The 17571-nt window shown below is 54.8% G+C and carries 16 protein-coding genes; 8 read left to right on the top strand and 8 right to left on the bottom strand.

Annotated features, from left to right (window positions below):
* Positions 1-73: 73 nt before the first annotated feature.
* The 3 genes from A3OW_RS0101935 to A3OW_RS0101925 are packed head-to-tail and all read left to right on the top strand — an operon-like array spanning position 74 to position 2182.
* A complete protein-coding gene (locus tag A3OW_RS0101935) occupies positions 74-1435 on the top strand; it encodes a sodium-dependent transporter (RefSeq protein ID WP_020561748.1) in 1362 nt (453 codons plus the stop codon).
* Between the two features lie 2 nt (positions 1436-1437).
* Complete coding sequence (locus A3OW_RS0101930; protein WP_020561747.1) at positions 1438-1869, top strand: type II toxin-antitoxin system RatA family toxin; 432 nt, start codon at positions 1438-1440, stop codon at positions 1867-1869.
* Positions 1862-2182 (top strand): RnfH family protein, encoded by a 321-nt coding sequence (locus A3OW_RS0101925; RefSeq protein WP_020561746.1) that lies wholly within the window; start codon positions 1862-1864, stop codon positions 2180-2182. The genes A3OW_RS0101930 and A3OW_RS0101925 overlap by 8 nt, the downstream gene beginning before the upstream one ends.
* 24 nt (positions 2183-2206) lie before the next feature.
* Here the strand turns inward: A3OW_RS0101925 and corA are convergent, their stop codons facing one another.
* Both corA and A3OW_RS0101915 read right to left on the bottom strand, forming a co-directional pair.
* On the bottom strand, positions 2207-3271 hold the full coding sequence (gene corA, locus A3OW_RS0101920; protein WP_020561745.1) for a magnesium/cobalt transporter CorA: 1065 nt from the start codon (positions 3269-3271) through the stop codon (positions 2207-2209).
* A 16-nt stretch (positions 3272-3287) separates the two neighbouring features.
* Positions 3288-3926, bottom strand: coding sequence for an NAAT family transporter (locus A3OW_RS0101915; protein ID WP_020561744.1), 639 nt, complete (start codon positions 3924-3926; stop codon positions 3288-3290).
* Positions 3927-4001: 75 nt separating this feature from the next.
* Here A3OW_RS0101915 and A3OW_RS0101910 point away from each other — a divergent pair, with 75 nt between their 5' ends.
* Positions 4002-4451, top strand: coding sequence for an ATP-dependent zinc protease family protein (locus tag A3OW_RS0101910; protein WP_020561743.1), 450 nt, complete (start codon positions 4002-4004; stop codon positions 4449-4451).
* Between the two features lie 16 nt (positions 4452-4467).
* On the opposite strand, the gene A3OW_RS0101905 is transcribed toward A3OW_RS0101910, so the two are convergent.
* Both A3OW_RS0101905 and A3OW_RS0101900 read right to left on the bottom strand, forming a co-directional pair.
* The gene (locus A3OW_RS0101905) at positions 4468-7128 is read right to left on the bottom strand and encodes an MMPL family transporter (protein WP_020561742.1); all 2661 of its coding nucleotides are present in this window, start codon (positions 7126-7128) and stop codon (positions 4468-4470) included.
* Positions 7129-7153: 25 nt separating this feature from the next.
* Positions 7154-8095 (bottom strand): FAD:protein FMN transferase, encoded by a 942-nt coding sequence (locus A3OW_RS0101900; protein ID WP_232422311.1) that lies wholly within the window; start codon positions 8093-8095, stop codon positions 7154-7156.
* 910 nt (positions 8096-9005) lie between these two features.
* On the opposite strand from A3OW_RS0101900, the gene A3OW_RS0101890 reads away from it, so the two are divergent.
* From A3OW_RS0101890 to A3OW_RS0101880, 3 genes are all read left to right on the top strand, one after another.
* Positions 9006-10352: a hemolysin family protein gene (locus A3OW_RS0101890; RefSeq protein WP_033411518.1), complete on the top strand. Its 1347-nt coding sequence runs from the start codon at positions 9006-9008 to the stop codon at positions 10350-10352.
* A 104-nt stretch (positions 10353-10456) separates the two neighbouring features.
* Positions 10457-11515 carry an AI-2E family transporter gene (locus A3OW_RS0101885; protein WP_020561738.1) on the top strand — a complete coding sequence of 353 codons (1059 nt, stop codon included), beginning with the start codon at positions 10457-10459 and terminating at the stop codon, positions 11513-11515.
* 101 nt (positions 11516-11616) lie between these two features.
* Positions 11617-11829 (top strand): Sec-independent protein translocase subunit TatA, encoded by a 213-nt coding sequence (locus A3OW_RS0101880; protein ID WP_020561737.1) that lies wholly within the window; start codon positions 11617-11619, stop codon positions 11827-11829.
* A gap of 132 nt (positions 11830-11961) precedes the next feature.
* On the opposite strand, the gene nhaD is transcribed toward A3OW_RS0101880, so the two are convergent.
* The 4 genes from nhaD to A3OW_RS0101855 form a co-directional block, all read right to left on the bottom strand.
* Positions 11962-13635, bottom strand: a complete 1674-nt coding sequence (gene nhaD, locus A3OW_RS0101875) for a sodium:proton antiporter NhaD (protein ID WP_083918116.1) — start codon at positions 13633-13635, stop codon at positions 11962-11964.
* A 155-nt stretch (positions 13636-13790) separates the two neighbouring features.
* Positions 13791-14633: a 23S rRNA (adenine(2030)-N(6))-methyltransferase RlmJ gene (locus A3OW_RS0101870; RefSeq protein WP_020561735.1), complete on the bottom strand. Its 843-nt coding sequence runs from the start codon at positions 14631-14633 to the stop codon at positions 13791-13793.
* Positions 14634-14675: 42 nt separating this feature from the next.
* The gene (locus A3OW_RS0101865; RefSeq protein WP_020561734.1) at positions 14676-15470 is read right to left on the bottom strand and encodes an RMD1 family protein; all 795 of its coding nucleotides are present in this window, start codon (positions 15468-15470) and stop codon (positions 14676-14678) included.
* A gap of 141 nt (positions 15471-15611) precedes the next feature.
* Complete coding sequence (locus A3OW_RS0101855) at positions 15612-16031, bottom strand: hypothetical protein (protein ID WP_051091781.1); 420 nt, start codon at positions 16029-16031, stop codon at positions 15612-15614.
* 326 nt (positions 16032-16357) lie between these two features.
* Here A3OW_RS0101855 and A3OW_RS0101850 point away from each other — a divergent pair, with 326 nt between their 5' ends.
* Positions 16358-17521 (top strand): hypothetical protein, encoded by a 1164-nt coding sequence (locus A3OW_RS0101850; protein WP_020561731.1) that lies wholly within the window; start codon positions 16358-16360, stop codon positions 17519-17521.
* The last annotated feature ends 50 nt before the right edge of the window (positions 17522-17571 follow it).

Raw genomic sequence — 17571 nt, 5'->3', positions numbered from 1 at the left:
AAAACGATAAATTTGATATTTTACCCGATATTATCAATCAAGTGGTCTTTTAATAATAACGATAGGAACACCCATGACGGTTACAAAAAAGACAATTCACGGGGAATGGTCGTCGCGTTTCGCTTTTATCCTGGCTGCCACCGGCTCTGCGGTCGGCCTGGGCAATATCTGGAAATTTCCGTACATCACCGGAGAAAACGGCGGCGGCGCCTTCGTTTTCGTTTATTTGCTGTGCGTGGCCCTGATCGGCGTCCCGATCATGATGTCCGAAACCATGCTGGGCCGCCGCACCCGCCAGGATCCCGTCGACACCATGCGGATCCTGGCCGAAGAGGCCGGCGCGGACAGTCGGTGGCAGTATCTGGGCTGGATGGGCGTTACTGCGGGCCTGCTCATCCTGTCCTATTACAGCGTCATTGCCGGCTGGTCTTCGGCATACATTCTCAAGGCGTTCACCGGCAGTTTTTTCGACGCCGACGCCACTGCGGTCAAAGCCATCTTCGACGGCTTCATCGAAAGCCCGCTGCAATTGATTTTCTGGCATTCGCTGTTCATGGCGGCGACCATGTTGATCGTGGTCCGGGGCGTCCACGACGGACTGGAGCATTCGGTCCGTTTGCTGATGCCCGGTTTGTTCATTCTGATGATTTTATTGCTGGCTTACGCGATGTCCACCAGCGGCTATTTCCAGGGCCTCAGGTTTTTGATTCATCCCGACTTCAGCAAATTGACCGCCGATTCGATCCTGACCGCGATGGGACAGGCGTTTTTTACCCTGAGCCTGGGCATGGGTTCGGTCATGGTGTACGGTTCCTATTTGTCGAGCGACGTGTCGATTGTCAAAGCCTCCTACATCATTGCCGCGGCCGATACCCTGGTCGCCCTGCTGGCCGGACTGATCATTTTTCCCATCGTTTTTACCCATGGCCTGCACCCCGACTCGGGGCCGGGATTGATCTTCAAGACCTTGCCCATCGCTTTCGGCAGCATGACCGGCGGCTGGCTGTTCGGGATCCTGTTCTTTTTGGTGCTGGCGATCGCTGCGTTGACTTCCTCCATTGCCCTGATCGAACCGGCCGTGGCCTGGCTCGTCGAAAACAAGGGATTCAGCCGGGAAAAAGCGTGTACGCTGGCGGGCCTCGCGGCCTGGGCGCTGGGTTTGGGCACGGTGTTTTCGTTCAACGTCTGGGCCGACTTCAGGATTTTCGGCCGGACCTTCTTCGAATTGCTGGATTATTTGACGGCCAATCTGATGCTGCCGATCGGCGGCTTCTGCATCGCCGTTTTCTCCGGATGGATCATGCACCGGCAAGACAGCGAGCAGGAACTGAATCTGCCCACCGCCCGGGCCTATGCCGTCTGGAAATTCCTGGTCAGCTATGTCGCTCCCATCGCAGTCTTTCTGGTGTTCCTGAACGCCGTCGGAGTAATCTGACCATGACCGCGGTCCGAAAGAGCGCCCTGGTCAAGTTCTCCGCGCAGCAAATGTTCGATCTGGTGAACGACGTCGAGTCCTACCCCGAATTTTTGCCCTGGTGCTCGGCCAGCCGCATTCTCAGGCGCGAAGACGATACGGTCGAAGCCGAATTGATGATCTCGAAAGGCGGCTTCAACAAGTCCTTCGCCACCCGGAATACCCTGGTCCAGGGCAGCCGGATCACCCTGTCCCTGTTGAACGGCCCGTTCTCCTCTCTCTCCGGCACGTGGAATTTCATTCCATTGCGCGAGGACGCCAGCAAGATCACTCTGGATCTGGAATTCGAAATGTCGGGCCGGCTGGCCAACCTGGCGTTCGGAACCGTCTTCAACCAGATATGCAATACGATGGTGGCCTCGTTCACCCAGCGGGCCAAGGACGTCTATGCCTGACGGCCATGGTAAAAGCGGTTCCGACACCGGCCAGACCGAAGACATCGCCGTCGAAATCGTCTATGCCCGGCCGGAAGCACAAGTGCTGCTCGGACTCAAATTGCCCGAAGGTTCGACCGTCGGGCAAGCCATCGAGGCGTCGGGCATTCTGGCGCTGTTTTCCGAAATCGATTTGGCGGTGAACAAGGTGGGCATTTTCGGTTCCGTCTGCGAACTCGACCACCCTCTGAAGCCGCACGACCGGGTGGAAATTTACCGGCCGCTGCCGCACGATCCGAAAGACGCAAGACGGCTCCGGGCAATGAAAAAATGATGCAAAAGCAAGTCTCCCAGCTTGCTACAGCCATTTCTTTTTCTTGAAAAACTGGAGCAGCAGGACCGAGATCAGAATAAAAACGCTCCACAAGACGGGATAACTCCATTTCCACTTCAGTTCGGGCATGTAGTCGAAATTCATGCCGTAGACGCCCGCAATGAAAGTCAGCGGAATGAAGATCGAGGCAAACACCGTCAACACTTTCATCGTTTCGTTCATTTTATTGCTGATGCTCGACAGATAAATGTCGAGCATGCCGGCGATCAGATCCCGGTAGGATTCGATGGCTTCGATGATCCGTATGGCATGATCGTAGACGTCGGTAAAATAGCGCTTGGTACGCTCGTCGAGCAGAGGCGAATCGCTCCTCTGAATCGAAGCCAGCAACTCCCTCAGCGGCGACACCGAGCGCCGTAAAATGATCAGCTCCCGCTTGATTTTCTGAATGGTCGCCAGCGTTTGCGCGGTCGGATTGACCAGCAGTTCGTCCTCGATCGCTTCGATGGTTTCATCGAAACTGTCCTGCAGAACGAAATACTCGTCGACCACGGCGTCCATAATGATATAAGCCAGATAATCCGTGCCCATACCTCTAAGGTGACTTTTGCCGTTGCCGAGGCGGGAAATGATGGGATCCAGCACCTGATCGGGCTTTTCCTTGAAAGTAAAGACGATATTTTCCAATACCAGCAAGCTGATTTGCTCGTAGATGACGTTCAAACCGTGGTTGCCGAGAGCGATGCCTTTGAGCACGATGTACAAATAATCGTCGAATTCTTCGAATTTCGGACGTTGATGGGTATTCAGAATGTCTTCGAGCACCAGCCCGTGAATGCCGAAATGCCGGCCGATGGCGTCGACCACGGAGACGTCCTTTAAACCGTCGACGATCACCCAGGTCACCGTGTCGGGCGTCAGATGCGGCAAAATCTCGTCGATCGCTTTGACGGTCTTTTTTTCCAGCCGGGATTTGTTGAAATTCATCATCAAAATGCGGTGCTCATGATCGTGCACCTCACCGACGTGAACCAGGGAACCGGGAGGCAAACCGATTTTTTCGGAAGAAAAACTGAGAGAATCGACCATACGATTGCCGGGCAAATTAATGGACCGCCAGAGCCGGAAACAAGCCTTTGATACCGGTGGCAATGAATTCGACCGCCAAAGCCGACAAAATCAGCCCCATCAAGCGGGTGAAAATATTGATGCCGGTCCGGCTGAGGTGCCGGGCCAGCCAGGGAATGCAACTGATCACTACCCACAAGATGGCGACCACCAGAACGATGTCCACGGTCATGAACACAAAGTGCCTGTAACCGGAACCGCTCTGGCCGTAAAGGATGACCGTGCTGATGGCGCCGGGGCCCGCCAGCAGCGGCATCGACAACGGCACCACCGCGATCGATTCCTTGGCTTCGCCTTCCTTTGCCTCGACTTTATTGTGCACGGTTTCGCTGGTCCTGGCCTGCAGCATCGAAATGGACATCAGCATCAGCAAGATTCCGCCGCTGACCATGAACGAATGAATGCTGATACCGAAAAATATCAGCATGTTTTCTCCGATGAAAAGCGCCAGCAGCAGAATCGTCGAGACCGTAAAGGCAACCGTCAACGCGATTTTTTTGAGCTCGGCGTCGCCGACGCGGGTGGTCAGGGCCGCAATAATCGGAGCCACGCCCAGAGGGTCGACCACGGCCAGCAGCGCAATAAAGATTTTTATATAATCGGTGTATTCAAGCATAATGCATCTGGCTGCGCGTGCCTCAAGCTGGAAGCAGAATCAACATCGGAAATTTTTTCGCTCAATTTTACCCGGATGGCAGAATTATCTACACAAAAAGCGGTGCTGGGCTGGCGCGAATGGGTATCGCTGCCCGAACTCGGCATCCGGCTGGTCAAGGCCAAAATCGATACCGGCGCCCGCTCCTCGGCGCTTCATGCCTATACCATCGATCCTTATTTCATCGGCGGCCAGCGCTGGATCATGTTTGCGATCCACCCGAAGCAAAAGCACCGCAACATTTCCATCGAATGCCATGCGCCGGTCAAGGACCGGCGCATCGTCACCGATTCGGGCGGACACAAACAACGCCGCTACGTCATCGAAACCGACATCCTCCTCGGACAGAGCCTAATCCGGACCGAGGTCACCCTGACCAACCGCGACACCATGCTGTTTCGCATGCTGCTGGGCCGGACGACGATCGACAACCGTTACATTATCGATCCCGGCGCTTCGTACCTGCAGGGCAAGCCCGGGATGTGAACCGGTCCGAGCCTGCCTAGGCCGCTCTCTCGTGTTTGATCACGATCTTGCTCAAAGCCGGCAGTATGATGAACGTGCAGGTCATGATCCAGAAGATGCCGATCGTTATGACCAGTCCCATGCTGGCTATGCCCTGATGCGGCGAAAAGGCCAGACCGGAAAAGCTGGACGCCGTGGTCAGGGCGCCGTAGAACATCGCTCTTGCCGTGCTGGAGCGGTAGATGTTCTGTTCTTCCGATACCGAATGGCGCAGCTTTTCGACCATGTGGATGCCGTTGTCGACGCCCAGTCCGAGCAACAGGGGCAAGGCGATAATGTTGGCGAAATTGATCGCCGTCCCGGTGAGGACGGTGCTGGCCATCGTGAACAGGCCCGCCAGAATCAGCGGCGTCATCACCAACAGCGTGTCCGTGATATTTCTTCTGATGGCGAACAGCAGCAGCGCGATGATGACCAGCGCAATGGCGATCGCTTCCTGGAACGCCGTGATGACTTCCTTCATCGACTCCCAGTACATTACCGGCAAATCGGTGGTTTCCGGCGCGACCGCCTGAACGTCGGTAATAAACCGTTGCAGGTTTCCCAAATCGTTCAAATCGTATTTGGGAATGACCTGAATGCGATACAGGCCTTCCTTGCTCAGCCATCGCACCTTGATATCCTCGGGCAGATCGTCCAGGCTCACTTCATGGGCGTCGAAACTCGCATACAGTTCGTTCATCACCTTCGGCAGCGTGCCCAGCAGGGTCGTCTGGATGTCCTCGATGAATTCCCGGCGGCTGGGCTCCTGCCTCGCGTCCAGCTCGATCAGAATGTCTTTCAGCTCCTTTTTGAACGCATTCAGCGCCGCTATTTCCTTGTTGTCGGTTTTGTTGGGAAGAACGCCGTCGATCGTCTGGATCAAACTTTTGATGGCCGGCACCGGATCCGGATCCGGCTTCAGATTGGGAAAGCGGTCGACCTGAGTGCCCAGCATCAGAGCCATTTCTTCAATCATGGCCAGCTTGGTCTCCTGCTCGCCGGGTAGAAAATCGAAAAGACTGACGGTCTTGTCGACCGTATCGACTTTTTCCAGCTTCTGCTGAATTTCCCTCGCCTTTTGTTCGTTATCGGCCATGACCGTCAGCGTCATCGGCGAAGTGTCTTTGTCCTTCATCAAATTCTTGAAGGCGATCACCGATTCGGTATTGGGATCGCGCAGATTGATCGGGTTGAAGTCCGTTTTGACTTTAAATACCATGAGCAGCGAAACGACCGCCAGAATAAAAGTCGCAATCGTGATCGGCCGGGCGTAATGCAGGGTCAACCCGGCCAGTTTTTCGGAAAGGGTCGTCAACACCGAATGGACGGCAACCGGTTCTCTCTTTCCCGAGACCGGAACGAGCTTCAGCAGGACCGGCAGCACCGTCAGCGTGATGAAAAGACAGATAAACAAGCTGGTTCCGGCCAGTAAACCGAGTTCGGAAACGCCCCTGTAATCGGTCGGAATAAAGGCGTACAGGCCGATCGCCGTGGTGCCGGCGCACAGCAGCAACGAGGGACTGGTACTGATCAGCGTGCTGCGGATGGCCCGCTCCCGGACAATGTGGTGGGTCAGGTTGTCCCGGTACCTCAGGCAGAAATGGATCGCATATTCGACGCCGAGGCCGATGTTCGAGACCGCGAAGGCGACCGAGATCAGATTCAGTTCCTTGACCGAAACCGCGGCGAAGGCGGCGCAGAAGATCATGCCCAGAGCCAGGGTAATCAAGGTCGCCACGGTGAACATGACCGACCGGTAGGCGGTCAGCAGGATCGCGCACACCAGGACCACCGAAAAAATGCTGGCGTTGAAGGTGCCGGTGCTCATTCCGGACAACTCGTCGTCTTCCAGGCCGACTTCGCCGGTAATCCAGACTTTGACGGCCGGCAGATCGGGCTCCTGAATTTCGGCGGCCGCTTTGCGGATGGCGTTGATGGCCTCTTCGGCCGGACGGATCGACGAATAGTCGAACTTCGGCAGGACGTAAATGAAACCTTTGGTCGCCGACGCAGAAGTCGGTTTTTGCTCGTTGATCAGAGCCTCCCACGAGAGCAGGCTGTTCTCTCCATTGATGCGCTTATGCAGCGCATGGGTGACTTTATTGATCAGCGAGGTTAAATCGATCGGTACGGTCTGGTCCTTGTTGGCGGAATCCAGCGCATCCTGAAGAATCGAGAAGAAGCCCGTCAGATTCGGTTCCTGCGAAATCCTGCCGATGAACGGCTGCGCCTGCGACAGATTGGCGGATAATTTCTGCAGGTCTTCGACGTCGAGATAAAGCAGCCCGTTCTTGTGGAAAAACTGGTTTTCATTGGGAATGTAAACGGAGTCGAAATGGGTTTGATCGGCGTTCAACAACCGCCCCAATCTTTTCGTTGCCGACCGGGTCAGCTCCGGAGCCGACGATTCCACGACCAGCAACAACGTATGCATGTCTTTCGAAAAAGCTTTTTCAAATTTTCTTCGATTCTGTTGAAAAGGCGCATCGGGCGCTATCAATTCGGCCGTATCGGTATTGATGCTCAGATTGTTGGCCGTGTATTCGATCGTCAGCGCCGCCAGCAAACAGACCGTCAGCAACACGGTCATCGGATGATAAAGAGCCCATTTTCCACTACGAACCAGAAAACTACGCAAATTGAATTTTAACGACATGAGGGTATTCCGTGGTGACAGGCAATTATTCGATGGTGAGAACGGTCAGGGCATTCAGAGGATCGCTGCGCGATTCAACCAGTTGATTGTTCTTGTGCTCGATGAACAACGCCGGAATAGCCTGCGCATTCGCAGTACGAAGGCCTTCCTCCCGGCCGAGGCACAACAGCGCGGTCGACCAGGCGTCGGCCTGGATGGGGTCCGCATGAGCCACGGTCACCGAAACCAGATCGTGGGTCACCGGATACCCGGTGCGGGCATCCAGGATATGGCTGTAACGTTTGCCCGAGTCATCGAAATAATGCCGGTAGGTTCCCGAAGTCATGATCGCGAGCGGCGTTTCCGTGGGCATGGTCATGACTTTCTGCAGCATCTGCTCTCCGGGCAGGGGTTTTTCCACGGCGATGCGCCAGGGCCGGCTGTCGGGCTTGTGGCCGCGCGTTTTCAATTCGCCGCCGATTTCGACCAGATAATGCCGGATGCCCTTCTGTTCCAGGATTCGAGCAATGCTTTCTACGCTATAGCCCTGGGCGATCGAAGACAGATCCACTTGCAGGCCCGGTTGTTTTTTCCGCAGATGCGTGTCGTCGACCACCTCCAATTCATCCATGCCGATCAGATTCAACGTTTGCCGAACGGCGGCCTGATCCGGAATCTGCGGTTTGTCGGTATTGAATTTCCATAAATCGAACAACGGCTTGATCGTCAAGTCATAGCAGCCGCCGCTGGCCTTGTGAACGGCCGCCGCGGTTCTGACCAGCGATACGATTTCGCTGCCGACTTCCCGGCTTTCGGTATTTTTGACCTGGTTGAACTGCTCGATCGTCGAGTCCGGACGGTAATTCGACAAAAGCAGGTCGAGCCTGCCGAATTCGCTGTCGACGGCGGCTTTGATTTCTTCCTTGTTGATCGGCGCCTCGGACCAGAAACTGATATGGTAGCTGGTGCCCTGGGCGAAACCTTGCAATTTGTGTATCGGGTGCTCCGTGCAGCCCGTCGATAGTGCGAGCCACAACAAAAGGCCCGGAATTTTTCCAATTTTTAAACCATGGTGCCCGGCGGCGGGACGATTAAATAAATTTAGCGATTCCATGTGAACGGTTGGAGTTGATTCCCTGGATTAATTTCGTTTCAGGTTTAAAAAAACCGACTTGTGAACGTTAATATGGCATCGGGCCGAAAGGAGACGGTATATCCATCCCCTTATACACAAATGTCGTCATACTCGCCGGGAAGCGGGTCGACTGCATGGATGCAGGAGGTAGAGCAACGCATGGAGCAGTTGCCGCATCCAGAGCCATGGATGGCAAGCTCAATACCTCCCTGGAGCCTCGGCAACTGCTCCTGCGTTGCCAAGCCGTAGGGATGTGGCGAATGCAGAAAACGCACGGAGCGGTTTTCTGCCTACCTCCTGCATAAACCACAGGGCTGTGGTGAATGCAGAGATTGCACGACTGCATGGATGCAGGACAACGCAAGGAGCGGTTGTCGAGGAGCAAATCTCTGCCCGTGCAGTCGTGGATTCCGGCAATCCCTGCCGGAATGACAGAATTGTGTATAAGGGCATGGGTTATATCAGGTCCTGTTCGGCCGATTCGATAGTTAACGAGGCGATTGCTGCGGTACGACTTTTCTTGAGGAGGTTCCAATTCACCGCAGGCGCTATTATAATCCTAATTAATCCGAGGATATTTAAAAAAATATGAGAATACGTCTCTTTAAACCGCTGTTCTCCGGTAATTTCCCGATAATTCTTTTCATTCTTCAAATCCCGTATAAATAAATTTGCCTCCGGAAGAATGATCGCAGTCAAAAGCCTTGTCGTTTGAAAACACGGCGCTTTTGAGTTCGTTTTTTCGGCACGACTCTCATATTCTATGACTACTATTTTCTTTGCCGTTATGGCCCTGCTGCTGGTGGCGCTCAACGGATTTTTCGTCGCTGCGGAATTCGGACTGGTCAAATTGCGGCAGACGCGTATCCGCGCCATCGCAAAAACCCAGGGCTGGCGAGGCCGCATATTGGCCAAAGTGCACGACAGGCTCGACGCCTACCTGTCGGCCTGCCAACTGGGCATTACACTGGCTTCGTTAGGCCTGGGCTGGATCGGCGAACCCGCGTTCGCAGATCTGCTGGCGCCTTTGTTCGAACGCATCAATCTGGTAAAGCCCGGATTGATTTCGCCGAACCTGATTCACGGGATTTCCTTTGTTTTCGCATTTTCCTTTATTTCGTTTCTGCACATCGTGGTCGGCGAACTGGCACCCAAATCGATGGCCATACGCAGCCCGGAAAAAGTCGGCTTGTTCAGCGCCGTACCGCTGTACGGCTTTTATTGGCTGATGTATCCGGCGATCTGGCTGCTGAACGCCAGCGCCAACCTGACATTGCGCGTATTCGGCCTGGAAACCCGGCAAAGCCACGACACTCATTACACGGCCGACGAACTCAAGTTGATCTTGCGGAGCCATCGCCAGGGCGGGCAGTTTACTCGGGAAGAATGGAACATTCTGGCCAATACCCTCGATTTCAGCGAGTTGCAGGTAGCCGATTTGATGCGTCCGATTCACGAAATTTCCGCCCTTTACCGGAACAAGTCCCTGCAGGAGAATCTCAGCACCGTCTACTCGAAGCGCTTCAGCCGCTATCCCTATTTCGACGCCAACGGCATCGACGTGCTCGGCGTCATTCATTTGAAAGACCTGTTCTTCGCGCAGCAGGAAGGCAAAGTGATCGACGATTTGCAGCCGTTTCTCCGCCCCATCCATTTCGTATCGCCAAGGACGCCCGCGCTGGAATTGTTCCGGAAATTCCGCGCCGGATCCTCGCATTTCGCCATCATCGGCAGAAAAGGGTCGAAACCTTTGGGCTTTCTCACGATGGATAATCTGCTCAGCGCGATGGTGGGAGAAATCCGCGACGAATTCCGTAAAAACAGCAACGAATGGACCCGCCTCGACGATGGATCCCTGTTGGGGAAGGCCAGTCTGCCGATCTTTTCCCTGGAACGGATTCTGGGAATCGACATCGAAAACGAAGAACTGGAACTGGAAGACGAAGTATCCGTAGGCGGGCTCATTCTGGCCAAGCTTCGCGACATTCCGGCGGAAGGCCAGACCGTCGAGTTCAAGCATTTCAACGTGGTCGTCAAAAAAATGAATCAATCGCGCATCGTGACGGTCCAGATTCATCCGAATGAAATTACCGATCAGGAACATCCGTGACGGCCTTCGGCATGAACCCGTTAATTTGTCGCGTTTTCTGTCGGCGGGAGTAGAATACGAATTAGACAGTGTCTTCAGGAATTACCGATCGCCAGGAGCCGGTCATGAACGATTTGTTGAATGAAAAACCCACTCGCTACCTGATACCCGGAATTCTGCTGGTCGGCTTTTCGATTCTGGCCTATCTGGTGCTGCAAGAGTTTTTAGTCACGATCACTTGGTCGCTGATCATAGCCTACGTGATGTGGCCGGTTTACCGCTGGCTGAAAAACAAGCTCAAAAACAGGGAAACCCTCAGCGCCGCCCTGATGACCGGAATAATCGCGGTCATCATATTGTCCATTCTGTACGGCCTTGCCGATTTGCTGCAGGAAGAGCTGAGAGTCACTTATCAGAGTCTGGCCGACAGCCTGGCCGGCAATCACCTTCAACTTCCCGAGGTCATCCGCAGCCTGCCCTGGCTGGGCGACTATCTGCAACAAAACCTGGACCGTTTCAGCAACGATAAGGAGAACATTGCCCGGCATCTGATCGAATGGTCACGGCAGGGGCTGGGCGAATTTGCCAAGTTTCTAGGCGGCGTCGGCCATTACGCGCTGAAATTGACCCTGGTTCTGGTCACGTTGTTTTTTTGCTTCAGGGACGGCGAAACGGCCGTCTCTCAAATGCACGAGGGACTGGTCCGGTTTCTCGGCAAATACCAGCATGTTTATTTGAGCGCTGCAGTGGACACCATTCGCGCGGTGGTTTACGGGCTGGTGCTGGCCGCATTGGCCCAAGGCATCCTGGCCGGTCTGGGCTATGCCGTGGCCGGCGTCAAGGCACCGATGCTGTTTGCTTCCGTTACCGCCTTGCTGGCCCTGGTGCCGATGGGGGCGACCGTGGTCTGGATCCCCTTGTCTTTCGGCCTGATTTTCAAAGGACACTATTGGCCCGGCGTAGGGCTGATGCTCTGGGGTTTTCTGGTGGTCAGCACCATAGACAACCTGATTCGCCCGATCGTCATCAGCGGCACCAGCAATGTGCCCTTTCTGGTCGTGATGTTCGGCGTGCTGGGCGGGCTGATCGCTTTCGGCGCCATCGGCTTGTTCATCGGACCGGTTATTCTTGCGGTCTTGCTCTCGGTATGGCAATGCTGGCTAAAACAGCAGCGGTACGAGTGAAAGCGTCTTTCAAGCTCCGGCAGTCCGGGATGCAAAATTAGCGCGCCGCCGGTCGTAAAGCAGTAAAATACGTTCTTCTTGGATCACTATCTGGAAAAAAAATGGGTATCAGCGTCACTAAACTGCTAATTGTGTTAGCCATCATCCTGGTCTTGTTCGGAACCAAACGATTGCGCAACGTCGGCTCGGATCTGGGCGATGCGATCAAAAATTTCCGCCTGGCCCTCAAGGAAGGCGAAAACGAATCGTCCGATCAAAAAGAGGACGATTCGGCAACGGAAGAGCAGCCTTCCGAGCAGATCCGGAAAAAATAACGCCGCGCCCACCCTCATGCCGTGATTCGGGATCTCCTAATTCCCGGATGTTTTTCCGGAACGGCTGCCGGGGATGCCGCGGCAAACTCGAATTTTCTGTCGACAGTGGGTCTTCTCTTGATTCCGAAACCGCTAAAAATAGCGGCCGTTGATCAGAAAGTGCACCGCAATACTGGCAAAATAGCCCAGTACGATGGCCGGCGTCCATTTCAAATGGCTGGTAAAGCTGTACATGCCCTTGGTTTGCCCCATCAAACCGACGCCGGCGGCCGATCCCACCGCCAGCATGCTGCCGCCGACGCCGGCGGTTAAAGTCACCAGCAGCCATTGCCCCTGGGAGATGTCCGGAGCCATCGTCAATACGGCCAGCATGATGGTTCCGTTGTCGATGAAGGCCGAAATAATGCCGACCAGGGTATTGGCGATCGTCGGGTTCATATCGGTGTAAAGAAATTCCGAAGCCAGCCCCAGATAGCCGATAAAGCTCAATCCGCCGACGCCCAGCATGACCCCGTAAAAAAACAGCAAAGTGTCCCATTCCAGATTGGCAATCTTGTGGAATACATCGAACGGCTGATCCAGGGACTCTTCCCGTTCCTTCTCCAGTGCATCCAATTTATTCATGATTTTCATCGGACCGAAATAATCGATATAACCTTCCTTGACCACCGTCAGCGTGCTGATCGCATAGTTCAGATCCTTTTCCCGCTGAATTCTTTCTTCCTCGGTTTCCGGTTCGCCCTCGTGGCGGATCGGAGTCGGAGTCTTCTGCAGGTAATAGCTGAAAAACTTGAGATAAGCCAGGCCCATCATCATGCCGGCCGTCGGCGGCAAGTGCAGAAAATTCTCGAAACAGGCCGACGTGACGATCGTCAGGATGAACAGAAAAATGATGACGATCCCTCCCCGCTTCATCGGCTGGGATTCCTCGACCGGCAGCGGACAGGCCCTGGGTATCCAGAAATACATGACCGCGGCCGGCACGGCAAAATTCACCAGCGCCGGAATCAGCAGCGAAAAGAAATCCCCGAACGGAACCACGCCCTTTTGCCAGACCAGCAGCGTCGTGATGTCTCCGAACGGGCTGAACGAGCCGCCCGCGTTGGTGGCGACCACGACATTGATGCAGGACAGAGCGACAAAACGCCGGTTGTCCTTGCCCAGTGCGAGAATCACCGAGCCCATCAGCAAGGCCGTGGTCAGGTTATTACAAAAGGCCGATATCCAGAACGACAGAAAGCCGGTGATCCAGAAAAGCTGGCGATAATTGTATCCTTTGTTCAGCAGCCAGACTCTCAGCCTTTCAAAAACCGACCGGTCTTCCATCGCATTCAGATAGGTCATCGAGACCATGATGAACAAAAACAGCTCGGCATACGCTTCGAGCGTATTCCGGAAGGCCACCGCCGCCTGCGCGGTCATGCTGCCGGAAGCATAATAGATCGCGATCAATACCCAGATCAGGCTGGCCGCGAACACCATCGGCTTGGATTTCCTGAGCTCGGTCACTTCTTCGACCATGGCCAGGAAATACGCGGCGGCGAATAAAACAATCGCTAGATAACCCACCCAATGCCGGGTCAGGTCCAGAGTTTGCTCGGAACTTGCGGCTTCCGCGCCTTCGGCGGCAAAGCCCGCCGCCGGAACCAAGAGGAAAAGCACCGCGGCGAAACAATTCCGGACAGCCGTCCGTCCCGCTTCGGTGTATCCGTCGCATGGACGCCGGCATGGGTTAAGAACCAGTTGAACGACGCCGAATAGAAGACAAATTAAGGAAAAACAGAATAACAGCACTTCAAGATTCATTCGACTCACAGCAGGCAGAAAGCTAAAGATAATGACAATCGGAGATGATCCTTAGCATTATACTTGGAAATGGCGGCCAACTGGAGACCAATCCATCGTTTCGGCCGAATCAATGAGCGCTCAGGCGTCGGCCGCCGGCTGTAACTTATTGAACGTTACTCACCAACCAGCGTTTGCATCCGGCAATGGCCTTCGCCGGTCCCGGCTAAAACCTCGGCAAGCCACGGCAGACATTGCTTCATCGTCTCTTTGAGCGTCCAGGGCGGATTGACCACGATCATGCCGCCGGCGGTCATGCCCAGGCCGTGGCTGTCGGGGCCGATGCCCAGCTCGAACAACTGCACGTTTTTGATGCCGCTGCCCTCGACGGCCCGTTCCAGGCGGTGATTACGGCTGCGTTCGATGACCGGATACCACAAGGCATAGGTTCCGGTCGCAAACCGCTGGTGCATTTTCACCAGCGTTGCCACAACCTGTGAATAGTCCGTCTTGATCTCATAAGAAGGATCGATCAGCACCAGCGCGCGATGCTGGGCGGGAGGCAGGACGCCCAGGCTGTCCCGAAGGCCGTCCGCATGGAGCACTTGGGCGCGCCGGTCGTGCGCGAACAAGGCGACGAGCTGCCTGATTTCGGTGGCATGCAGTTCGTATAAAAACAGACGATCGTTGCGCCTCAGCAGTTGCCTTGCAATCGAAGGAGAACCGGGATAGCGCTTCAAACGACCCGAGCCGTTGAAAGCTCTGACCACGTCGACGTAAGACCTCACGCTCGACGGCAGATCCTCGCGCAGCCAGAGTTTCCCTATGCCGTTGTCGAATTCCCGGTTTTTCAGCGCAAACTCCCCGGTCAGCGCATACTCGCCGGGGCCGGCGTGCGTGTCGATATAACAAAACGGTTTGTCCTTTTTTTTCAGATGGTCGAGAATTTCGATGAGCACCAGATGTTTGAGAACATCGGCAAAATTTCCCGCATGAAAGGCGTGCCGGTAGCTGAGCATGAAGCAATAGAGAATAAATGGCGAAAGAAAAGGCGGAACTTCTCAATAAATTTTATCGAAGACCGTCATGGCGATTTCCAGGGCGATCAGCCAGATGATGATCCATTCCAATCGCGACGAATGCCGATGCTTCTGCTCGTCCGCCAGCATTTCGAACAACTCGTGAATCGTTTCCAGCTTCTTGGCCAGCACCTCGGTGCGGGGCGCGATTTCAAGATATTTGGCCGCGATGCCGTAATACTCTTCGTATTCGGGATATTCCCAGAAAAACTCGGGTTTATCCAGCAAATCGAAATTGAGGATGATGTCGCTCTTGGTCAAAAACAGTTGACCGCGAATCTTTGCGATGTCTCCGCGGTTCAGCCCGATTTTTCCGGTTTCGGCCAGGGATTTCGGGATATAGCCGGTATTCTGGATTGTCGTCAGGGCATGGGTTTCGAACGAAGCCAGCTTGATCGATTGCGCCATGCCCTGGGACAGCGAAAATAACAGGATGGGATCGGCCGATTCGATTTCGATATGGTCCTCGATGATGCGGGTGGTCGGACAGCCGAGGGTAAAGGTAAAGTGCTCTTCCTCCGCATTGGGCAAAGGCCCTTCGGCATGTTTCAGCAGCAGTTGATGCAGCTTTTCTTCCTTGGGTTTGCTGGCGTTCCAGTGGACGACCACGCCGTAGGCCATGATGATCGACAGCGAATCCTCCTCTTCGATCATCAGAGCCCCTTTGATGATTCTGATCAAGGCCGAATCCGAAAGCGACGTCGACAGCGAGGTAATATCGAACTTTTGCGCAAGGCAATAGGCGGCGCATTTATATAGAGTATTACTTTCCATCATCGTGATTTAACGCAGCTTGACAGGTGAAAAATGATTTCATTCGCGGAATCCGGCACGGCTTGCAATCCCTGTTTCAAGCGCCCGTTGCCCAAAGGAAAAACGATCTGTTCCCGCTCCTTCCGCCGGAACAAAGTTCGGTACTTATTCGGCAATCTTGACCAGCCATCCCTTTTCGGCTTCGCAATGGGGCGATTTGGCCTTCACCTTGATGTCGATCCGGGCGGCCGTATTGGTCAGGGACTCGGGCAGCTTGCCTCTGACCACAAAAAACGGCTCCTTGTATTCCGTGCTGATTTCCACCGGAATTTTCTTGACGGTGACCGAAATCTGTTCGGGATTGTCGACGTTGAAAGCATAAAACGAAAAAGGCGAGCCCGGCGCAACGGTCGCCAGAGGCGCCGGTAAAAATTTTTCCAGCCGGGCTTTCAGACAGGCACTCCGGCTGCCGCCTCCGCCCATCTGCCCGCCGCCGTGGCCGCTGTGGTGCTCGGTCGCTTCCGCCGCCGTCAAACCCGACAGGCAGATGATCAAAAACATGGCGCGTAATCGTGGATTTATCATTGACTCCCCTTCCTTATTTTAACTTTACTGTATGTGACAAAAACATTCGGTTTCGGGCGGAGTGTTCCTCAAACCCGAGACGATCGTTACCATTTTGTTCCGTCCGCGCAAGGCGGCAATGCCCCCGCGCCCATTATATTCACAAATGGCTGTATTCATGTTAAAAAAACAAAAAGCGCCGGTGTGCTTTCCAAAGCCCGGATTAAAACCGGGAATTGGGAAAGTTTGCGGAACCGCCTTAAAAGTCAAAGACGGTTTCTTCGGAAGAAACCGGCCTGAATTGTGATAAGCTAAAAATCCATCGCATTTTCCGTAAAATACCGTTTATGAAAAGACTGCTTCCGATCGTCATCGGTTTTGCCGCCCTGTTTGCCGGGTCCGCTCCGGCCGAAACATTCCATCTTCCCTTGCAAGTCGACTACAGCCTGATCAAAAACGGACTGGTCAGTCAGCTTTACACCGGTCCCGGGCAGACGGCCGACTTATGGAAAGACCGGTCCGGATGCAGTTATCTCAAGCTCTCCGATCCCCGAATCGACGGCAAAAACGGCCAGATACGCCTGTTGAATCAGGTACGGACCCGATTCGGCACCGGCATGGGCGGTCAATGCCTGACCGTCCTGGAATGGAGCGGCGTTCTGGAAACCTGGCAGAAACCCACGCTCAACCCGGACCGGACCGCCCTGAGCTTTCCGGTGACCCAAGCCAGCGCCTACGATCCACAAGGCCGGCAATTAACCATCGACAAGCTCCAGGATTTGATTACGCGCTTCGTGGAGCCGAGGCTCGGCAGTCTGAAGATCGATCTGCTGCAATCCCGCCGAGACATCGAACGCAATGCGGCCTATTTTTTACCGAAAGACAATGAAGCCGAAATCAAGCAGATGATCGACACCCTGAAATTTGCCGGGGTCGACGCGAAAGACGAGAGCATCGCCGTGCAATTCACGTTCGATGCTCCGATCAAACCGGCGGCTTCCGGGCCGACCGCGCCTTTTACTCCGGCCGAACAGCAACAATGGCAGGCCGCCTGGCAGCCGTGGGACGAATTTCTGACCAAGGCCGTCGAACAGGCCTCCCTCGAAACCGATTCCCCGGAACTGCGCGACGCCCTGACCGAAATTCTGCTGGAATCCCGAAGCGCTTTCCAGGCCGGTTTGCAGGATCGGAAAACCGGCGGCGAAGATCCGGTGCGGGTATTTTTTACCCAGACTTGGCAGCGCCTCGCTCCGGAACTCAAAACGCTGGCCAGACAACTGCCCGAAATTCAGGGTTTGCGGTATATGACTTTTATCGCGGCGACCGACGTCATTTACGAACTGGAAAATCTGGGCCGGCCTTTCGGTCTGGAAATCTCCTCGGAAGGCCTGCGCCGGCTGGGCCGAATGCTGATCGCCGGGCGGCAGGAACGATCGGAGCCGGCGGCAGGCCCGGTGGGAAAGCTTCCGTCTCGGACGGACCGGGACGACGGCAAGGGCATCCGGTTTTGAACTTTCGGGACCGGTATGCAGAAAACGACAAGGGACAGCGCTCCGGCAAC

Origin of the sequence: Methylosarcina fibrata AML-C10 (assembly GCF_000372865.1) — a bacterium.
Classification (GTDB): Bacteria; Pseudomonadota; Gammaproteobacteria; order Methylococcales; family Methylomonadaceae; genus Methylosarcina; species Methylosarcina fibrata.
The sequence above is the reverse complement of the archived record's forward strand: the minus strand, read 5'-3'. Positions and strand labels throughout refer to the sequence as shown.